Consider the following 20,514-nt stretch of genomic DNA (forward strand, 5'->3'; position numbering starts at 1 on the left):
ATGTCCAGGGGGACTGGACCTTCGGGGCAGACGTCTCCGTGATCGGTGACGCCGTGCTCGGTGAAGAGGGCGGCGAGGTGCCCGAGGGCGCCCGCGTCGGCTCCATCAGCAACGCCTGACCGCGGCGCGGGGTCCTGGCCGCTCAGCATCGGCCAGGACCCCGCGTGCCTGTCTCGTCGTGCCGCGGGTCAGCTCAGGTGCTGCCAGAGCGGACGTGGCATGACCGCGAGGGCGAGGCTGCGGGCGAAGCCGGCCTGGTCCAGGAGGTGCACTCCGGACTCGCTCTCGCGCGAATCGGTCACCAGACCGGTCTCGGGATCGCGGCGGTTCTCCCACAGTCGCTGTGCGTAGGCCTGGGTGATCGCGCGACCCTGGACCTCGCCACCGAGGATCGACTCGGCCATCAGCAGGTTCGAGAGCATGATGGCGGAGAACTGGATGGGCTGTGCATCGAGCTCGCCGCCCTCCTCGAAGGGCTGGAAGTGGGCGATGATCGCCTCCACCAGGCTCAGAGCGTTGTCCAGATGCTCCCGGTCGCCGGTGATCTGGTACGCCAGAGCCTCGGTGCCCAGCGGCACGCCCTGGTTGTACGCCCAGAAGGTGCGGTCGATCTCCCCGTCGGGCTTGATGTTGTCCCAGTACAGACCTTCGGGAGCCAGAAGGGTCGAGCGTCCCCAGTCCATCCAGCGCAGAGCGTCCTCGAGGGCCTGCTGTTCACCGGTGATCTGGTGGAGGCGCAGGGCGACCTTGGCGGAGGGGAAGGTGGAGACCGTGTTGCGATCCTGGTTCCAGTCACCCTGGGTCCATTCGATGCCACCGGGGGAGGCCAGGCTCGGGTCGGTGGACTCCCCGGAGCGGAACAGGTCCAGCAGCTGGCGGGCACGGTCGAGGTCGCCCTTCTCGCCGCTGCTGAGCAGATGCTGCTCGATCTCGATCAGCGCGATCCAGTCGTTGTCGTCGTAGAAGAAGTCGCCGTGGGCGCCCTGCTCCGAGTCCGTGGCCGCGGGGTACCCGGGCAGCCCGGTGGTCCCGCCCTGCGGGTACCAGTAGTGCTCCTGGGCGCGGATGAGGGAGGCGTCGGCCGCGTCGAGGTCCAGGTCGCCGGTATCGACCTTGGGGCCGCCCTTGGCGAACGCGGCGATCAGCTCGGTCGCGGCGGCGCGGGCCTGGGACAGTGGCCAGACATAGCTGAACTCCGGATCGCCCTCCTGGCGCGGGTACTGCTCCAGGAGCATGTCCGGATCGTTCTCGGCGGCGAAGTATGTCAGCAGGGCGTCGGTCGCCGCGACCGCCCGAGCGGCCGCCTCCTTCGGCGGCACCGGCCGGCCGTCCGGGGCCGGCTGCTCGGCCGGCACGGTCACTGCGGGCGGCGTCGGCGCCGCGAGGGCCGACGGGGCCGCGGCGAGGGCGGCGGTGCCCGTGACCGCGCCGGCGGCGAGCATGCCGCGTCGCGAGGGGCCGGAGCTGCCGGGAGTATGTCGGGCCGAGCGACGGTGTGCGGCGGAGAAACCCTGGTCAGTCATGGAGAAGCACCTCTGTGTGCGTTCGGGGGAGGGGGCCGATCCACGCTACAGCCTTCTGTGACGCAGCGCACCAGCTTCCCCGGGAACGTTCCTGAACGCCCGAGATGTCCGGTACCGGGTCCTGCGCCCGGCTCCCGCGGCTCAGCCGGTCGGGGCCGGACCGCGCGACCAGCCCGCACCACCGGTGAGGTCCAGCCGGTGGGGCAGTGGGTTGCCGTAGCGATGATCGGTGGCGCTGATGGCCTGTTCGCGCAGGAACGAGAGCAGCTCGACCCGGCCGCTGGCGACGACCGCTCCGGTGAACAGGGCGATCTCGGTGTGTGCGGCCATCGCGGTGCGGAGCGCCTCGTCGGCGTGCCCGATGAGACGGATGCGCGGCTGCGGGACCGCGGGGATCCGCTCCGCGAAGGCGCCGGAGTCCTCGAGCCGAACCCGGGACTCCGCGACGCCGGCCGCCAGGGCCACCTGCACCAGTTCCGGATCCGCGACGGACACCTCGATCTCGGCGCCGACGGTCGCGGCGGCGTGCAGCACCCGCTGCAGGTCGACGGGACGGGTGCCCGCGGCGGCCCGCACCAGTGTGGGGATCGGCAGGTGGCGCAGCACATTGATCTCGCCGTGCAGATCCTGCACGTCGCGCGGGGCGAACGTGCCGGCCCAGTACTGGCGATCCGAGTGGCGTGCATCCTCCAGCCATGCCGCCTCGTCGCGGGCCGCGACGTCCTCGGGATCGGAGGCGTCCATGAGATGGACGAGGTAGTTGGGGCCGCCGGCCTTCGCGGTCTGCCCGATCGAGGAACGCTTCCAGCCGCCGAACGGCTGACGCTGGACGACGGCTCCGGTGATACCCCGGTTCACGTACAGGTTGCCCGCCTCGACATGCTGGCTCCACCAGGCGATCTCGTCGGGGTCCAGCGACTGGAGCCCCGCGGTGAGGCCGAAGTCGGTGCCGTTCTGGAGACGCACCGCGTCCTCGAGGGTGTCGGCATGCATGACACCGAGGATCGGTCCGAAGTACTCGGTGAGATGGAAGGCGGAGCCCTCCTCGACGCCGGTGCGGACACCCGGGGTGAACAGACGCCCCTCGTCGTCGAGCTGACGTGGCCTGGCGAGCCAGGTCTCCCCGTCCCCGAGCTCGGTCAGCCCGGAGGCGAGCTTCTCGCCGGGCTGCTCGATGACGGGCCCCATCTGCACGGTGCCGTCGTTCGGCTCGCCGACGTGCAGGCTCAGCACCGCGTCGGCGAGCTGGGCGGAGAACCTGCGCGAGTGGGAGACGGAGCCGACGGCGATCACCAGTGAGGCGGCCGAGCACTTCTGCCCGGCGTGACCGAAGGCGCTGGCGGCGACGTCGCGGGCCGCGAGGTCGAGGTCGGCATGCGGGGTCACCACGATCGCGTTCTTCCCGCTGGTCTCGGCGAGGATCCGCAGCCCGGGCCGCCACGAGGCGAACATCGCGGCCGTGTCGGCGGCGCCGGTCAGGATGAGCTGGGAGATCCGGGGATCGGTGACCAGCGCCCGGCCCACCTCGTTCTCGGGCACGTCGACGAGGGTGAACACGCCCTCGGGGACACCGGCCTCGAGCAGGAGCCGGCCGATGAGTGCTCCGCAGCGGCGTGCCTGCGGAGCGGGCTTCATGATCACGGCGCTGCCGGTGACCAGCGCCGCCAGTGTGCCGCCGGTGGGGATCGCGACCGGGAAGTTCCAGGGCGGCGTGACCAGAGTCAGTGCACGCGGTGAGAAGCGCACGTCACTCAGGGCGTCCAGTCGCTCGGCCTGCTCCGCGTAGTACAGGGCGAAGTCGATGGCCTCGCTGACCTCGGGGTCGCCCTGATCGAGCGTCTTGCCGGTCTCCGAGGCCATCACCTCGAGCAGCTCCGCGCGGTGAGCGGCAAGGGTGCCCGCGACGCGACGGAGCACCATCGCACGCTTCTCGACACCGAGCGCCGCCCACCCCTGCTGGGCGTCCAGGGCGCGGCCGATGACCTCGCCGACTCCCTCGACGCTCTCCACGCGCGCCGCGCGCACCTCGTCCTCACCGAGCGTGGAGGCGCGTACGCGATGAGTGATCCGCTCGGCCCACGCCTGATTGGGCGCGGTGGACATGTCGGTGTCCGGGGTGTTGCGGAAAGCCCCGGGGACCGCGGGCAGTGCCGGGGACCCGAGCTGGGCCGGACCGGCGTCGCTCTCGGCGCCCCGGTCCTGGTCGCGATTAGTGGGCACGGACGTCGTCCGCAGAGCCCGGTCCAGGGCGCGCGCGAAGCGCAGCTCCTCGCGGTCGAACAGCTCCGGTGAGGTGTCGAGCTCGAAGGCGGCCGAGAGGAAGTTCTCCGAGGAGGCGTTCTCCTCGAGCCGACGCACCAGGTAGGAGACGGCCACATCGAAGTGACGGGGGTGGACCACGGGCACGTACAGCCGCATGGTGCCGGTCGCCTCACGCACGACGGCCTGCTGGCCCGGTGCCATGCCGGCGAGCATCTCGAACTCGACGCCGCTGCCGGGACCGGCCGGGATGCCCCGTTCGCGCATCAGCAGGTGGGCGAAGGCCACATCGAAGAGGTTGTGGCCGGCCACGCCCAGGTTCACGGCCTCCAGCCGCTGCGGGTCCAGCGCCTCCATCAGCATCCGCTTGTACTGGGCGTCGGTCTCCTCCTTGGTCAGCAGCGGAGCCTGCGTCCACCCGTGGATCGAGGCGTCCACCTTCTCCAGCGCCAGGTTCGCACCCTTGACCAGCCGCACCTTGACGGGCGCGCCGCCGGCCGCGACGCGGCGCTCGGCGAAGGCGCGCACACGGGCCATCGCGCTGGGAGCATCGGGCAGGTACGCCTGCAGCACGATGCCGGCGCGCAGATGCGCCAGCTCGGGACGGTCCAGGAGCTTCTCGAAGACCTGAAGCGTCAGCTCCAGGTCGTGGTACTCCTCCATGTCCATGTTGATGAAGGTCGGCTCGTCCTCGTGGGCGGCGTCCAAGTACAGCGGCAGCAGCGTCTCCACGATGTGGTCGACGGTCTGGGAGGCGGCCCACAGGGGCAGGTGGTCCACGATCGAGGAGACCTTGATGGACACGTAGCCGACGTCGTCTCGAGCGACGAGCTCGCGCACACCCTCGAGCCGGCGCGCCGCTTCCTGCGCCCCGAGCACGGCCTCGCCGAGCAGGTTGATGTTCAGCTTCGTCCCGTCGGCCGTGAGACGGGCGATCGAGCGGGACAGCGGGCCGCTGCGGGCGTCGAGGATCAGGTGGGAGACCATCGCGCGCATCGCGGCCCGCGCGGTCGGCACCACGACCGACGGTGCCACCCGCGAGCCGGTACCTCCCAGGGCCACGACGCGACGCAATGCCGGCGGCAGGAACGCCGGTGGATCCTGGGCCAGACGGCGCAGCTCGACCGCGGCGGCGCGAGGGTCCTCGGTGCGGATCACGCGATCCACGAACGACAGCGTGAAGTCCAGGCCCTGCGGGTCGCGCAGCAGGTCGGACAGCAGCCTGGCGGGGCCCGGGACGGGGCGCTCGCGAGCCGCCTCGAGCCAGGTGCGGACCTGAGCGGCGACGTCCTCGATGGTCAGCGTGGTGGAGCGGCGCTCGGAGCGCGGGGCGTGCGGCGGGGATGACGGGGACAACGTGGTCCTCTCCTCTGTCACCGTGCCAGGAACGGTGGACGTGGGGACGGTGAGATCTCGGCAGAGGGCGCCATCGCCCTCGGACACGATCGTAGGGCTTCCATGTGGGGCGTGCGCACGCGCAGGGGGCCGGCGCGGTGGAGGTCCTGTGACCAGGATGGGACGGATCGGGGACGGGGCAGCGCGCGCTGAACCGCTCGGTCAAGGCATGGCGAGCCCCTGGGTCGCCTGTGACACCATGCGGAGCACAACCCCGAGGATCCCTGGAGGCAGTGATGAAGAAGTTCATTTTCCTGGCCGGACTCGCGATCGGGTTCGTGGTGGGCTCCCGCGCGGGGCGCGGCCCCTACGAGTCCCTAGAGCGCACCGCGCGGCAGGTCGCGGAGGATCCGGAAGTCCAGCGCCGGACCGCGCAGGCCAAGGAGACCGCGGAGCGGGTCGCCCATGACACCGCCGAGACGGTCAAGAGCAAGGCCCCCGAGGTCGCCGAGAACGTGAAGGGCAAGGCCCAGGAGACGGCGTCGGCGACGAAGGAGAAGGCGGAGGGGACCGCCACCTCGGCGAAGCAGCGCCTGGGCAAGGACTCCGGCTCCCACGCCGCGGACGCCACGGACGCCTCCTCGACGGGCTCGGCGTCCGGTGAGGAGCCCGCGGACGTCGGCGGAGACGGCGAGGTCGGCGAAGGCCGCCCGCTCAGCTCCTGAGTCCGTCCCGGACGACCCGGTCCGCTGCCCGGCACGCCCGGGCGGCGGACCGTTCTCCGGTGCGCCGCGGTCAGTGCGGCCCCGGCGTCAGCCGCCGAGCACGGAGACGCCCGCAGTCTGTTGCTCCTGCATGAAGCACGGCCCGCACAACGACACATAGGTCACCGAGCCGGTCGCGAGATCATCGATCGCCACCTGGTCACCTTCGAAGACGTGCCGGCCATCGACCACACGGCAGTTGAACTCGGCCTGTGAGCCGCAGCGGCACATGGTCGGCAGCTTCTCGACGTTGTCCGCGAGCTCGAACAGGCGCGCCGCGCCGGGGAACATGTGGGTGCGGAAGTCGGTGCGCAGGCCGTAGCAGATCACCGAGATGCCGTCCTGCTTGGCGATGCGGAACAGGTGATCGATCTGGACCGGGTCGAGGAACTGCCCCTCATCGACCAGCACGCAGTGCAGCGGCCGCAGTCCCCGCTGATCGGCCACGGCGTGCACACGCTCGCGCAGATCCTGCCCGGGATGCGCCAGCACGTCCACCCGACGCTGGGCGCCGCCTCGGGCCACCACCCAGTCCTCGCCCTTGGTGTCGAGGACCGGCTTGACGGTGATCGTGGCCAGACCGCGCTCGTCGTAGTTGTAGGCGGTCTTGATGAGAGTGTCGGACTTGCCGGAGTTCATCGCTCCGTACTTGAAGTGCAGCTTGGCCATGCGAGAGAGCTCCGAGGTGAGGGCGGGGACAGTGACCGGCGAGGGGCGGGCCGGCGCGGCGGGCGGAGCCGTCAGAGTACGGGCGCGATGCCCTCTGCCGCGACCGGCGCCGGATCGGGCATCTCTGCTCAGAAGGCGCGGATGACGCTGCTCAGAAGGCGTCCATGACGCTCGGGCGCGGCCCGGCCAGGAGAGCGTCGAGGAACCGCTCCGCGGGCGCATCGGCGCTGAGACACAGTCCCAGCCGCCGGGCGTCGGCCACGGTGCGGCCGCCCACGAGCAGCAGCGAGGCGGCATGGATGTCCAGCCGCACCTCACCCAGCACCTCGGAATCCGAGGGCGCGGCGGTCGCTCCCGCAGAGTCGGTCGATCCCGCAGAGACGGCCGTGATGTTCCCGTCGGCCGCCGAGACGATCCAGCTCCCCGCAGACCGGCAGGTCCCCGCCGGGACCGTGTCGTCCTCGACCGTGAGGCGCACCGCGCCGCCCAGACCCGCCGGGGCGCGTCGGGACTCGAGAGTCGCTGCGGTGTCGATCACCCGCATCATCACCAGCGGCAGCACTCCGGGGTCGGGGCGCAGGCGTCCGCCCGGCAGGGCATCGAGCACCGGGTCCTCGGTGCGCACCCGCAGCCGCGCCAGCTCGGTCACCGTCGACCACGAACCCAGAGAGCGCAGCAGCGCGATGCGGTCCCCGCGAGTACGGCCGAAGATCTCGTGGACGTCGAGACCGACCCCGTCGTGCTCGCCGCCCCTGCGGGTCCAGGAGATGTAGCCGTGGTCGGTGCCCTCGGCGTCCTCGAGCAGCAGCGCGGACCAGCCATCGCCGGGCAGGGTCTCGGGGAACAGCGGCGGCTCCCGCAGCAGCATCGCGTTGTCCCCGGCGCTGAGCTCGCGGTACACGGCGCGCAGACGCGGCATGGTCTCCTCGGTCACGGGCACCAGCCGCCGATCGGGGACGGCAGGCAGCCTCTGGAGGTCCACCAGCGGCACGATCAGCTTCTGCATGGAGGCGACCACCTGGTAGCCGAACCGGCGGTAGATCGAGGGGTTCGAGGGGTACAGCATCGACAGCGCCATCCCCTCCCCGGCGCATCGGGCGATGACCCCGGTCAGCAGCTCCCGGAAGACACCGCCGCCGCGGTGGGCCGGGTGGACCGCGAGGCCGCCGATCCCCCCGCAACGGGCGACGCCCCCGCCCAGCGTGATGCGGTCGTGGCGGATGCGGGCGCCGGCGGCCAGCACGCCCTGGACTCCGCCCGGCAGCTCCTCGGAGTCGATGCCGACCGCCGTCTCGCCGGGATCGAACGGCTGCGGTTCGATGTCGGTGAACCGGCCCGAGAAGGCTCCGGCGGTCATGGTCCGATAGGCGACGTAGTCGTCGGCCGTGAGATCTCGAAGGCGCATGGCGACGAGTCTAGGCGGGGCCTGTTGCATACTGTCTGCGGCCGCCGGCCGCCGACCGTTGAGGAGCAACCGTGAGCCCACGCCGTGATCGCCGCGCGAGGAGCGCGCCGCGCAATGGCGCACGCAAACCGTATACGCGGCCCAATCGCGCCGGGCAGGCGAGTCGGGACGCTCTGTACAAGCGGCTGTCCGCCGGCGACCCTCGCAGCGAGCAGGACCCCCAGCGTCGGATCCCGGTGGGGCTGTCGACCTCGTCCGTGTTCCCGGCCGGGGTCGAGGAGTGCTTCCGGCTGGCCGCCGATATCGGGTACGACGGCATCGAGGTGATGGTCTCCTACCCCAAGGACAGTCAGGATCCCGACCTCCTGCGGGAGTACTCCGAGCGCTACGGCCTGCCGATCCTGTCCCTGCACGCACCCACCCTGTTCTTCCTGCAGGGCCTGTGGGGCCGCGACGCCTGGGTCAAGGTCGAGCGCACCGTCCAGATCGCGCAGGAGCTGGGGGTCGACACGGTCGTCGCGCACCCGCCGTTCCGGTGGCAGCGCCGCTACGCCCGCGAGTTCGTCGAGGGTGTCGCCGAGCTGGAGGCGACGTACGGCGTGGACATCGCGGTGGAGAACATGTACCCGTGGCGCCTCGGCGTGCGTGAACTGATGACCTACCTTCCTGACCACGACCCCACCGACGAGGACTACGCCCACGTCACCGTCGACCTCTCCCACGCCGCCACGGCGGGCGACGATGCGCTGGAGATGATCGACCGCCTCGGCGACCGGCTGAGCCATCTGCACCTCGCCGACGGGTCCGGCCGCACCACCAAGGATGAGCACCTGCCGCCGGGGGAGGGGAACCAGCCCTGCGCCGAGGTGCTGCGGCGCCTGGCCAACCGCGGCTGGCACGGCTCCGTGCTGCTCGAGGTCAGCACCAGCGGGAACGCCGACGGCCGCGAGCAGATCCTCCGCCAGTGCCTGGCCTTCGCCCGCCACCACCTGGGCCACCATCTGGACGAGGGGACCAAGGGGGCCGACGGGAGCAACGGGGCCGACGTGGAATCCGACACCCCCTGAGGCAGCCCTCAGCTCCCGGTGGGAGAATGTGCGGTGCATGAGCCCGACTCTGTCGCGGCCGAGCGCCCCGGCGCCGGCCCGTCGGTGCCGGCGTCCGTCCCGCGGCCATGCCACATGATTTGCACGAGACGAACGAGGTAGCGCACGCAGATGGGGAACGGCAACACAGGCTTCGTCCACAGGAACGCGACCCTGCTCTCGGTCGAGATGTCCCTTCCGCAGGTCACCGTCACCTCGGATGAGATCGACGAGATGCTGGCCCCGGCCCGCAAACGACTGCGGCTGCCGAAGGGGGTCCTCCAGCGCGTGGCCGGCGTCTACGAGCGCCGGTGGTGGCGCGATCCCCGCGACGGCTGGAAGCAGGGCGTGGTGCTCGCGGCCGAGCGTGCCATGGCCAAGGCCGGCATCATGCGCGACCAGGTCGGGCTGATGATCAACGCCTCCGTGTCCCGCCAGCACCTGGAACCGGCGGTCTCCACCGGCATCCACCACTCGCTCGGGATGCCGCCGAGCTGCATGAACTTCGACATCACCAATGCGTGCCTGGGGTTCGTCAATGCCATGTCCATGGCGGCGGGGCTGATCGACGCCGGTCAGATCAAGTACGCCCTCATCGTCGGCGCGGAGGATGTCGAGGAGGTCCAGCGCGGCACCATCGACCGCCTGAACTCCAAGACCTCCACCCGGGAGGACTTCAACAACCAGTTCGCGTCCCTGACCCTGGGCTCCGGAGCTGCCGCCGCCGTGATCGGGCCGGCGGACGAGCACCCCGAGGGCCACCCGCTCAAGCTCACCCAGGCCCGCGCCGGCACGGAGCACCACGAGCTGTGCGTGGCGGACATGCAGGACATGCGCACGGACTCCGCCGGCCTGCTGGAGAACGGGATCAGCCTGATCCTGGACACCTGGAAGGGTGCCAACGAGGCCGGCCTTGACTTCAAGAGCATCGAGCACGTGATCCCCCATCAGGTCTCGATGGTCTACACCCGCAACTTCTCCAAGATCACCGGCGTGGGGATGGAACGGATCCCTGTCAGCTTCCCGGACTGGGGCAATATCGCCGCGGAGGCCGTCCCGATGACCCTGGCCGACCATCAGGACAAGATCTCCCGGGGTGAGCGCGTCCTGCTGATGGGCGTCGGCTCCGGCCTGAACACCGCGATGCTGGAGGTGCAGTGGTGAACGCCGCCGCCACGGGTCGTCGCCGGGCCGCGCTCCCCGAGATCCCGCTCGAGCAGAGCTTGCCGGGTGTCGACCCGCGCATCAGCCGCACCCTGGAGGTACGGGATCACACGGGCGAGCCGCGCCGCTGGCACCTGCTGGACTCCGGCCCGCTGCTGACCGAGTGCGGCATCGCCCCGCAGGGCACGATCCTCGCCGTCCACGGCAACCCGACCTACTCCTTCCTCTTCCGCTCCCTGGTGCGCGAGGACATCCCGTGGCGCGTCATCGCGGTCGACCAGCTCGAGATGGGCTGGTCCGAGCGCACGGGCATCACCCGCCGCCTGCAGGACCGCATCACCGACCTCTCGCTGCTGACCGACGCGCTCTCGGTCCGCGGGCCGGTGGTCACCGTCGGGCATGACTGGGGCGGCATCGTCTCGGTCGGCTGGGCCCTGGACAACCGCCACGACCTCGCCGGGATGGTGCTGACCAACACCGGGATCCACCAGGAGCTGGGGGAGTCGCTGCCCAAGGCGCTTCAACTGGCGACCGCGCCGGCGTTCCTGCCCGCGTCCACCTCACTGACCGATGCCTTCCTGCGCACCACGCTGTCGCTGTCCAAGCCGCCGCTGCCGCAGGACGTCCAGGACGCCTACCTCGCGCCGTACCGCTCCCGCGCCCGCCGCAAGGGCATCGAGGACTTCGTCGCAGACATCCCGGCCGACGCGCACCACCCGTCCCGCCCGGCCCTCGAGCGGCTCGCCGAGGGGATCCGTCACCTGGAGGTGCCGACCCTGTTCGCCTGGGGCGTCCGGGACATCACCTTCTCCGACCGCTACCTGCGCGACCTCCTCGAGCGGGTTCCTCACGCCGACGTGCACCGCTTCGAGAACGCCTCCCACCTGGTGTGGGAGGACGCCGACGTCGCCGGGACCGTCGCCGACTGGCTCCGCGACCGGGTCGCATCGGGGGCCGGGATCGAGGCCGACGCCCGGCCGGTCACGTGGCGGCCCGTCTCCTCCTTCGCGGAGCCCGCGCCGCAGCGGCACATCGGCGAGCCGATCGCCCGCCTGGCCGCCGACCGCACCCACGCCCACCTGCCCGCAGTCGTCGAGATGCCCGGCAAGGGCAGCCCCGGCCGCGAGATCTCCTGGTCGCTGCTGAATCGGCGCATCGACGACATCGCCGCCGGCATGCTGGGCCATGGGATCCGCCCCGGGGACCGCGTCAGCATCCTGATCACCCCGGGCGCCGATCTCACCGCCGTGCTCTACGCGTGCCTGCGCATCGGCGCCGTCGCGGTGATCGCCGACGCCGGGCTCGGCACGGCGGGCCTGACCCGCGCGGTCATCGGCTCCCACCCGGACTGGCTGATCGGCATCAACAAGGCGCTCGTCGGCGCCCGTGCGATGGGCTGGCCGGGCCGGCGCATCAGCGTCGACCAGCTGCCCACGCTGGATCGGGCGGCGCTCGGCGTGGAGACCTCCATCGCCCAGCTGGCCACCTCCGGCTCCATGATGCGCGAGCTCGGAGCTCCCCTGGATGCCGCCTGGCCCGACCAGGACGCCGACGCCGCGATCCTGTTCACCTCCGGCTCGACCGGGCCGGCCAAGGGCGCCGTCTACACCCACCGCCAGCTCAGCGCGATGTTCACGGCGGTCGGCGACACCCTCCAGCTCGACCCCGAGCGGGGCCTGGTCGCCGGCTTCGCCCCCTTCGCGTTGCTGGGACCGGCCCTCGGCGCACCCTCGGTGGTGCCCGACATGGACATCACCCGCCCCGGCGAGCTGACCGCACCCGCCCTCGCCGACGCGATCGCCGCCCTCGGCCGGCCTGCCGTGTTCACAGCACCGGCGGCGCTGCGCAACATCCTGGAGACCGCCTCCGGCCTCGACGAGCGCGGGCGGGCGGCCTTCGCCGGTGCGGCGAGCTTCTTCTCCGCCGGCGCCCCGATCCCGGCCCACCTGCTGCGCGAGCTGCGCGCACTGATGCCGCGGGCGAAGGCCCTGACCCCGTACGGCATGACGGAATGCCTGGCAGTGGCCGCCATCGACCTCGAGGGCATCGACCGGGCCGGCGAAGGGTCCGGCGTCTGCGTCGGCACCCCGGTCCCGCGGGCCGAGATCGCCATCGCCGTCATGGACGCCGAGGGCCGCACCTCCGGCGAGATCACGCAGGAGCCCGGCGCGACCGGTGAGATCCTCGTGCGCGCCCCGCACGTGCGCGACCGGTACCTCATGCTCTGGCGCACCACCCGCACCTCGATGCGCTTCGAGGGGTGGCACGCCACGGGCGACGTCGGCCACCTCGACGAGGCCGGTCGCCTCTGGGTCGAAGGTCGTGCCGACCACGTCCTCGCCACGGCCGAGGGACCGTTCACGCCGGTCCAGGTCGAGGAGGCCGCCGAGAGCGTGCCGACGGTGCGCCGCGCGGGCGCCGCCGCCATCGGACCCCGCGGGACCCAGCAGATCGTCGTCGTCCTCGAGACCGAGCAGGGCTACCGCCCCGGGAAGCCTGCCCGGCCGCGTCCCGCGGAGACCTCCCTCCAGGAAGCCGTGCGCCGCGCCGTCCGCGAGCGCACCGGAGCGGACGTCACGGCGGTGTTCACCACACGCACTCTGCCCACCGACATCCGCCACAACTCCAAGATCGACCGGGCGGCCCTGGCGCGATGGTCCGGTCAGACCCTCCGGGGAGAGAGGCCCGACCCGCTGTGAGCACCTCGACGATCCTGGTCACCGGAGCCTCCGGCATGCTCGGCGGAGCCGTGGCCGCCACGCTGCGCGACCGGGGCGCACGGGTCCGCGCCTTCCAGCGACGGCCCGCCGGCATCCCGGGGGTCGAGGACGTCACCGGCTCACTGACCGACGCCGAGGACGTGCGCCGCGCGGTGGATGGCGCCGACGCGGTCATCCATCTCGCCGCGAAGGTCTCGATCTCCGGTCCCGAGCACGAGTACCGTGCCATCAACATCGGCGGCACCGAGAACATCCTCGCCGCGATGCGGTCCGGCGGCGGCGGAAAGCTTGTGAACGTCTCCTCCCCGTCGGTCGCCCATCTGGGCCGCGCCATCGAGGGCCTGGACGCCACCCCCGCCGACCCCGGCCGCGCGCGCGGTCCCTACTCCCGCACCAAGGCCGCCGCCGAACTGCTGGCGATGGACGCCGACGGCCGCGACGGCATGCTCGTGACCTCCGTGCGCCCCCACATCGTCTGGGGACCCGGGGACACGCAGCTGGTGGGGCGCATCGTCGACCGCGCCCGGCGGGGACGGCTGCCGCTGCTGGACCAGGGAATGGCGCTCATCGACACCACTTACGTCACCAATGCGGCCGACGCGATCGTCGCCGCCCACGACCGCATCGAGGACGTCCATGGTGAGAGCTTCGTGATCACCAACGGTGAACCCCGCACGGTGCGCGACGTCTTCGCCGGCTGGTGCGATGCGGCCGGCGTCCCCCGCCCCAGGATCACGATCCCCGGCAGCGTGGGCCGCCTCGCCGGCCGCGTCGTCGAACGGGTCTGGGAGATCCGTCCCGGCCACGACGAACCGCCGATGACGGAGTTCCTCGCGGAGCAGATGTCGACGGCGCACTGGTTCGACCAGCGCCGCACCCGCACGCGGCTGCAGTGGAGACCACGCGTCAGCATGGACGAGGGCAACGCACACCTCGCCGCCTGGTTCGCCGAGCATCCGGTGACGGCCTGATGCCCGGGACTCGATCGCACGGAGGAAGCGCCGACATGAGTGAGAACGACTCCGCCGCACGGTCTGCAGGCCCCGACCGGACCGCCGGCGCCGAGGCGAGCGATGAGGAGCTGCTGGCCGAGATCGACGCGGAGCTGGCGGCCGAGCGCACCGCCAGGTCCCGCGCGGGTTCCCGGCTGACCGGTGCTGTACTGCTGCTCGGCGGCCTCATCGGCTGGATCGCCGCGCTGATGCTCACCATCGACAAGGAGTACCTGCTCGCGAACCCAGGCGCCTCGTTGGCCTGCGACATCAACCCGTTCATCTCCTGCGGCAATGTGATGATGACCTGGCAGGCCTCAGCACTGGGCATCCCCAACCAGGCGATCGGGCTGGCGGGCTTCGCCATCATGGGCGTTGTCGGATCGCTCATGCTCAGCGGCGGCGCCCTGCCCGCGTGGTTCCGCTGGGCTCGCCTGGGAGGCATGACCTTCGCCTTCGGCTACATCCACTTCCTGGCGATCTCGACAATCTTCGTCATCAAGGCGCTGTGCCCGTGGTGCATGGTCATCTGGACCGTCACCGCGCCCATGTTCTTCTCCACTCTCGCGCACACCGTCGAGAGCGGGCAGCTGCGAGTGCCCGGACCGCTGGCGGGCGTGCTGCGCCGCTGGGTGGTGCTGACCATCGCCTGGTACGTGCTGGTCGTCCTCGTGATCCTGGCAGCGTTCCACCGTCAGTGGCTGATGATGCTCGGCCTGGGCTGAGGTTCCTCCCCAGAGCATCTGCGTCCCCAATTCAGCACCCGGCGCTGACCGGGGCTCTCCCGCCTCCCTAGGGTCGCGGCCATGGGAGCACACGGACGATCCGGGACGACGGGGCGCGGCCGCGCGGGAAGGCACCGGCGCAGCGGTCAGGCGCTCATCGAACGCCGGGATCACCGCGACGCGCGTCCCGAGCGCCGCTTCTCCCTGCCGTCCCCGGCGCCCTCGGCCCTCGTCGGCATCGCCGTGCTGGTCCTGATCGGGATCGGCGTCATCCACCTCTCCAGCGCCGGCTCCGCCGTGCCGCTGGAGGACGAGAAGCCGGCGGCCGCCGGTGATCCGAGTCCGGGTGGGGAGGACAGCGGACTCGACGGAGGGGATGACGAGCCCGCCTCCGATGCCGACGGCGGGAGTGAGGGGCCGGGAGAGCCCCCGAGCGGTCCGTCGGACTCCTCCGATGCCGGGGACGCCGGGAACGCTGGCGGCTCGGAGACGACGGAACCCGGGGACCGCAGCACCGGGGCCGACGGCGACCGGAGCGGCGAGGGCACCGACCCGTCCGGCGGCCTGGTCGTCCACGTCGCCGGCGCGGTCGAATCTCCCGGTGTGGTGACCCTCCCGGAGGGCTCGCGGGTCGACGATGCACTCCAGGCCGCCGGAGGAGCGACCTCGGAGGCCGACCTCTCCGCCGTGAACCTCGCCCGCCCTGTCGCCGACGGCGAACAGATCCATGTCCCACGGCCTGGAGAAGATCCCCCTTCCGTACCCGCTCCCTCGGCCGCCGGCTCCGGTTCCGCAGACACCGAGGGATCCGGCGGAAGCGGCTCCGGGTCGGGTTCCACCGCGCCCGTGGATCTGAACACAGCCGACGCCGCTGACCTCGAGCAGCTGCCCGGAGTCGGCCCGGCGATCAGTCAGCGGATCATCGAGCACCGGGACAAGAACGGGCCCTTCGAGTCCGTCGACGAGCTGCTCGAGGTCTCCGGGATCGGGCCCGCCACCCTGGAGAAGATCCGTGAGCACGCGAGCGTATGACCACCTCGGCGCCGACCCGACCGGCACCCCGTGAAGCACGCCGACCTGCGACTGATACCCGCCGCCGCCTGCATCTGGATCCTCGCGGTGCTGGGCGTGCTGGTCAGTACCGCGGCAGCTGTCGCCGCGGGCGCGGTGATCGTCGCGCTCGCGCTGAGCGCGATCATGCTCGCCGGCGGCTCCCGTGCCGTCCACGTCCTCTTCGCCCACCTCGGCATTCTCGTCCTGGCCGGGGCACTGCTGTTCCCTGCGCTGCAGCGCCATGGGCAGACGGACCACCTGCTGGCGGAGGCCGCGGAGGACGCTCTGGTGGTGGAGCTGAACGTCGTGGCCGGGGCCGATCCCGCCCCACCGGCTTCCGGCCCCGCCTGGTCACGCAGCGGGATGCAGGTGATGACCCGCACCGTTCGGGGTCCTGCGACTCTGGGCCGGCACGACGTCCAGCTGCCCGCGTCCCTTCCCGTACTGCTCCGCGCCGCACCCCGCGCCGCAGACGGACTCTCCCAGGCGCGCGACGGCGACACGATCCGGGTCCGGGGTGTGTTGAGCGGCAGCGGGAACCTGACCGTCCTCAGCGCGAGCGAAGCCGTTCCGGTGGCCACCGCCGGAGTCTCCGGGGCCATGCAGGCCGCTCGCCAGCAGCTGCGGCACCAGGCCCGAGCGGCCACCTCTCACCTCCCGGCCGACGAGGCCGCGCTGGTGCGCGGCATGACCAGTGGGGACACCACCGGGATGGGGGAGGCGACCGAGGAGACCATGCGGCGGGCCGGGATCTCGCATCTGGTCGCCGTCTCCGGTGCCAACATCGCCCTCGTACTCGCCGCTGTCCTGGGGGTGCTGCTGCTGTGCGGAGTGAGACGCCGACCGCGTCTGCTGCTCGCCGCCGCCGTCCTGGCCGGATACGTCTGGCTGGTGGGCGACGAACCCAGCGTGCAGCGGGCCGCGACCATGGCGACCCCGCTGCTGGTGGCTCGTTTCGCCGGGGTCCGCGCCTCAGCGGTGGCGTCCCTGGCACTGACCGTGGCCCTGTGGTCGGTGCTCGATCCGGTCACCGCCGCGTCCGTGGGGTTCCTGCTCTCGGCGCTGGCCACCGCAGCGATACTGGTGGCCGCCCCGCCGCTGGCCACGGTGATCACCGATGCCAGCGGCGGCCGCCTCGGCCGTCCCCTCGCGCTGGTGGTCGCCGTCCCGCTGGTGGCGCAGCTGATCTGCACACCCCTGCTGGTGCTGCTGACCCCGGAGATCTCACTGTGGGCCGTCCCGGTGAACATCCTCGTGGGTCCGCTCGTCGCCCCCACCACCGTGCTCGGACTGATGGCGCTCGTGATCGGCACGATCTGGCCCGCCGCCGCCGTCGCGCTGAACACGGCGGCGGCAGGCGGCGCCCACCTGGTGCTGCTGATCGCCCGGGCAGCCGATTCCCTGCCCGGGTCACGCATCGCCGTGCCCGAGGGAGCGACGGGGGCTGTGCTCGCTCTCGCAGTGGTGGCCGGGGTGGCGGCGGCGATAGCCGCTCGGCGCTCGCCCGCGGTGAGATGGATCTCGGCCGCGCTGCTCGTCGTCGCCCTCGCCCCGAGCATCGGGCGCATCGCGCCGATCGGATCGTCGCCGCCCTGGCTCGTCGCCGTGTGCGCCGTCGGCCAGGGCGACGCCGTCGTGCTGCGCTCGCACACGCCGTCCGGGACCGCCACCGTGCTCATCGACACCGGCCCCGAGCCCGCCCCGCTGCGCCGCTGCCTGGACCGGCTGGAGATCACCCGCATCGATCTGCTCGTCCTGACCCACCCCCATGCGGATCACACGGGAGGCCTCGGCGCCCTCACCGGTGCCCGGGCGCCGGCCGGGCAATGGATATGTCCCATCCCGGAGGCGACCGACGACGTGGTTCCCGATGTGCCCACCGGCGTGGCCACCACCGGGGACACGTGGCAGCAGCACGGGCTCGTCCTCGAGGTGCTGTGGCCCGTCTCCGCCGACGGTGCGATCTCCGCCTCCGCCCGCGAGTCCGGGGCGGGCGAGGGAGACAACGCCAACGACTGCTCGATCGCCCTCTCGGCCACCTGGGCCGGCGGCACCCGCCTGGTGTCCCTCGGCGACCTCGAGCCGGCCGCCCAGCAGGAGCTCGCCGGCCTCGACCCGGGCCCGGCGGACATCGTGAAGGTCGCCCACCACGGCTCGCGCCGTCAGTCCCCGCAGCTGTACGAGCATCTCGACGCGGATCTCGCCCTGATCACCGTGGGTGCCGAGAACACCTTCGGCCACCCCACCCCGACCCTGCTGGATCTGCTGGCAGCCTCCGACACCCGCGTGGTCCGCACGGACGAGGACGGCACCGTCATCCTGCCCACCGAGGACCCGGCCGCGCCGCGGTCCGTCGGCCCGGCCCGTTAGGATCGACCAGGTCCCCGAGCAGTGAGGAGCTCCCGTGAGCGATGTCGAGTGGCACAGTGTCGCCCTCGCCCCGGTGGTGCTCGTCCACGGCACCGAGACCCTGATCGCGGACCGCGCCGTGCAGCGCCTGCGCGGCCTGGCCAAGGAGGCCGATCCCTCGGTCGCGGTCCACGACCTCTCCGGAGAGGCCGCCACCGCCGGGGCCCTCACCCAGGTCGCCAGCCCGTCGCTGTTCGGCGAGCCGCGGCTGGTGCTCGTGCCCGATGTGCAGGCGGCCCCTGACGCGCTGGTGGCCGAGATCCTGGACTACGTCAGGAGCCCCGAGCCCGACGTGAACGTGGTGCTGGTCCACCGCGGGGGCAACCGCGGCAAGAAGCTGCTGGACGCTCTCAAGAAGTCGGGGGTGCCCCGGGTCGATGCGAGCCCGGTCAAGCGCTACGGCGACAAACAGGCCTTCGTCGCGGCCGAGTTCGCACGCGCCGAGCGACGCATCCAGTCCGACGCGATCGGGGCCCTGGTCGACGCCTTCGGCACGGACCTCGCCGAACTCGCCGCGATCAGCCGCCAGCTCGTCGAGGACACCACTCCGGAGGAGGGCGCTCCGGCTCCCGCAGTGAGCGTCCAGGACGTGCACGCGCTGACCGCCGGCAGGGTCGAATCCACCGCGTTCGCCGTCGCGGACGCCGCCATCTCCGGGCGGGAGCAGGAGGCCCTGCAGCTGCTGCAGCAGGCACAGCTCGCCGGCGCCGATCCCGTTCCGATCGTCGCCGCGATCGCCTCGAAGATGCGCTCGCTGGCAAAGGTGACCGCCCCCGGTGCCAACGCCCGCACCCTCGGTATGCCGGATTGGATGCTGCGCAACCTCACCCGTGAGGCGCGCTCATGGACGGATCGCTCACTGGCGCGTGCCCTCGAGGCCGTCGCTCGCGCGGATCACGAGGTCAAGGGCGCAGGCCGCGACCCGCGGTGGTCGGTCCAGCGCATGGTGATGGAGATCTGCCGTGCCCGCCGCGCCCGCTGAGTTCCAGCACCTCGTGGACGGCAGTTCGTAGACACAGAAGAGCCCCACATGCCAGGCATGTGGGGCTCTTCGATCAGCTGATCGCGGGGCGTCAGCTCTGGACGTCGGCGACCAGCTTGGCGAGACCGGACTTGCGATTCGCGGCCTGGTTGCGGTGGATGACGCCCTTGGAGACGGCCTTGTCGAGCCTGCGGGAGGCCGTCTTGAGGGCCTCGCCGGCGGCATCCGCGTCACCGGTGGAGACGGCGTTCTTCACCTTGCGGGTGTACGTCTTCAGCTCGGACTTCACGGCCCGATTGCGCAGACGCGCCTTCTCGTTGGTCTTGTTCCGCTTGATCTGGGACTTGATGTTTGCCACGAAGACTCTTCTCTTGTGCTGCTCTTGTGCTGGATCATCCGGGGCGGCCGAGGAACGGGACCGGCGGGGACGGCGGTGGGGATTCGCCTGGAGACGCCGGTACCGGGTCGCTGCCCCGGGTACTCGCCCGGGTCGCACGAACCGCCGAACTCCGACACGGAGAAGACGACGGCGTGCGCACACCGAACGGTATGTCACACATACGGGTCACGACCTTACCAGAGCCGCCCCTTTGCACGAATCGGGTGTGCGCCGTGTCTCCTGCGTGTCGCTCCAGGTCATGCCGTCGAACACGTGGTGACGGCGCTGGCACTCGTGATGCTCACCGTCCCCGGTGGTGCTCACTCCAGCCTGCGGGCTCATCCGCGCCAGCCGTGGACCTCCCGCACCGCGGCGGCGACCCGTTCGAAGCGGGAGCGATCCAGGCGCCCGCCGTCGCGGCGCACGGAATCCGGGTCCAGGCGCAACAGCCGATCGGCCCGTACCTCCGAATCGCGATCCTGGCTGTCCCAGTCCCCGGAGCCGATGTCCACCCAGGTCGAGCCGTACTCGTCGGTGCTCACGCCACCGGAGGCGGCGCGATCGCGAGAGGTGAGCATCAGCGCGATCAGCACCTCACCCGATCCGTCACGTCCTCCCGCGGATGCCTCTTCCCGGGCGAGGACCAGCACCGGACGATCCTTGCCCTGGCTGATGTCCTCCTCGAACGGCACCCATGCCCAGACGATCTCCCCGGGATCCGGGCGATCATCGGGGCGCGGCGCATACGAGAAGGACATCGGCTGGGAGGCGTCCCGGTCGGCGAGAGCGAGCGAGCCCTCACCGCCGGGCGCGGAGGCGGGCGAGCCGCCCGCTGACGCAGGGGCGCTCGAGGCCGACGGACCGGCGGAGCCTCCGCGGCGATCCTGGAGCGCGCGCATCGCAGAACGCCCCAGGTTGCGTGCGCCGCGGCGGACGGCGGGGGAGCGGGCGGCGATGCGCAGCACCGAGGACAAGCGGGAGGCCAAAGACATGGTTCTCGATTCCCGGGCGAGGGGTGCCCGCGTCGGAAGAGGTGACGGTGTTAGATGG

15 protein-coding genes are annotated in these 20,514 nt (G+C 71.8%); 9 read left to right on the forward strand and 6 right to left on the reverse strand.

The window, feature by feature from the left end; all coding sequences use genetic code 11:
• Nucleotides 1-188: 188 nt before the first annotated feature.
• Together AC5020_RS02765 and AC5020_RS02770 are read right to left on the reverse strand one after the other, a co-directional pair.
• Nucleotides 189-1,523: a glycoside hydrolase family 76 protein gene (locus AC5020_RS02765; protein WP_464987138.1), complete on the reverse strand. Its 1,335-nt coding sequence runs from the start codon at nucleotides 1,521-1,523 to the stop codon at nucleotides 189-191.
• Between the two features lie 141 nt (nucleotides 1,524-1,664).
• Nucleotides 1,665-5,138: a bifunctional proline dehydrogenase/L-glutamate gamma-semialdehyde dehydrogenase gene (locus AC5020_RS02770; RefSeq protein ID WP_464987139.1), complete on the reverse strand. Its 3,474-nt coding sequence runs from the start codon at nucleotides 5,136-5,138 to the stop codon at nucleotides 1,665-1,667.
• A gap of 275 nt (nucleotides 5,139-5,413) precedes the next feature.
• Between AC5020_RS02770 and AC5020_RS02775 the strand changes: the two genes are divergently transcribed.
• Nucleotides 5,414-5,842, forward strand: a complete 429-nt coding sequence (locus tag AC5020_RS02775; RefSeq protein ID WP_377016763.1) for a hypothetical protein — start codon at nucleotides 5,414-5,416, stop codon at nucleotides 5,840-5,842.
• An 87-nt stretch (nucleotides 5,843-5,929) separates the two neighbouring features.
• Here the strand turns inward: AC5020_RS02775 and AC5020_RS02780 are convergent, their stop codons facing one another.
• Nucleotides 5,930-6,550, reverse strand: a complete 621-nt coding sequence (locus AC5020_RS02780; RefSeq protein WP_377016765.1) for a thymidine kinase — start codon at nucleotides 6,548-6,550, stop codon at nucleotides 5,930-5,932.
• Nucleotides 6,551-6,701: 151 nt separating this feature from the next.
• On the reverse strand, nucleotides 6,702-7,955 hold the full coding sequence (locus AC5020_RS02785; protein WP_464987140.1) for a GNAT family N-acetyltransferase: 1,254 nt from the start codon (nucleotides 7,953-7,955) through the stop codon (nucleotides 6,702-6,704).
• Between the two features lie 71 nt (nucleotides 7,956-8,026).
• On the opposite strand from AC5020_RS02785, the gene AC5020_RS02790 reads away from it, so the two are divergent.
• The 8 genes from AC5020_RS02790 (at nucleotide 8,027) to holA (ending at nucleotide 19,085) form a co-directional block, all read left to right on the forward strand.
• Nucleotides 8,027-9,022, forward strand: coding sequence for a sugar phosphate isomerase/epimerase family protein (locus AC5020_RS02790; protein WP_464987141.1), 996 nt, complete (start codon nucleotides 8,027-8,029; stop codon nucleotides 9,020-9,022).
• Nucleotides 9,023-9,172: 150 nt separating this feature from the next.
• On the forward strand, nucleotides 9,173-10,204 hold the full coding sequence (locus tag AC5020_RS02795) for a 3-oxoacyl-ACP synthase III (protein WP_377016771.1): 1,032 nt from the start codon (nucleotides 9,173-9,175) through the stop codon (nucleotides 10,202-10,204).
• On the forward strand, nucleotides 10,201-12,903 hold the full coding sequence (locus AC5020_RS02800) for an alpha/beta fold hydrolase (protein WP_464987142.1): 2,703 nt from the start codon (nucleotides 10,201-10,203) through the stop codon (nucleotides 12,901-12,903). Before AC5020_RS02795 ends, AC5020_RS02800 begins: the two co-directional genes overlap by 4 nt.
• Complete coding sequence (locus AC5020_RS02805; RefSeq protein WP_377016775.1) at nucleotides 12,900-13,895, forward strand: NAD-dependent epimerase/dehydratase family protein; 996 nt, start codon at nucleotides 12,900-12,902, stop codon at nucleotides 13,893-13,895. The genes AC5020_RS02800 and AC5020_RS02805 overlap by 4 nt, the downstream gene beginning before the upstream one ends.
• 35 nt (nucleotides 13,896-13,930) lie before the next feature.
• Entirely contained in the window at nucleotides 13,931-14,641 is a 711-nt protein-coding gene (locus tag AC5020_RS02810; RefSeq protein WP_377794005.1) for a vitamin K epoxide reductase family protein, read from the forward strand.
• 81 nt (nucleotides 14,642-14,722) lie between these two features.
• Entirely contained in the window at nucleotides 14,723-15,673 is a 951-nt protein-coding gene (locus tag AC5020_RS02815) for a ComEA family DNA-binding protein (protein ID WP_377794004.1), read from the forward strand.
• 30 nt (nucleotides 15,674-15,703) lie between these two features.
• The gene (locus AC5020_RS02820) at nucleotides 15,704-18,064 is read left to right on the forward strand and encodes a ComEC/Rec2 family competence protein (protein ID WP_464987143.1); all 2,361 of its coding nucleotides are present in this window, start codon (nucleotides 15,704-15,706) and stop codon (nucleotides 18,062-18,064) included.
• A 34-nt stretch (nucleotides 18,065-18,098) separates the two neighbouring features.
• Nucleotides 18,099-19,085, forward strand: coding sequence for a DNA polymerase III subunit delta (gene holA, locus AC5020_RS02825; protein WP_464987144.1), 987 nt, complete (start codon nucleotides 18,099-18,101; stop codon nucleotides 19,083-19,085).
• A 91-nt stretch (nucleotides 19,086-19,176) separates the two neighbouring features.
• Here holA and rpsT read toward each other — a convergent pair whose 3' ends face one another.
• Nucleotides 19,177-19,443, reverse strand: coding sequence for a 30S ribosomal protein S20 (rpsT, locus tag AC5020_RS02830; protein WP_464987145.1), 267 nt, complete (start codon nucleotides 19,441-19,443; stop codon nucleotides 19,177-19,179).
• 359 nt (nucleotides 19,444-19,802) lie between these two features.
• Nucleotides 19,803-20,456, reverse strand: coding sequence for a type II toxin-antitoxin system PemK/MazF family toxin (locus AC5020_RS02835; protein ID WP_464987146.1), 654 nt, complete (start codon nucleotides 20,454-20,456; stop codon nucleotides 19,803-19,805).
• Nucleotides 20,457-20,514: the final 58 nt, after the last annotated feature.

This window comes from Brachybacterium sp. SYSU DS0246 (assembly GCF_059391765.1).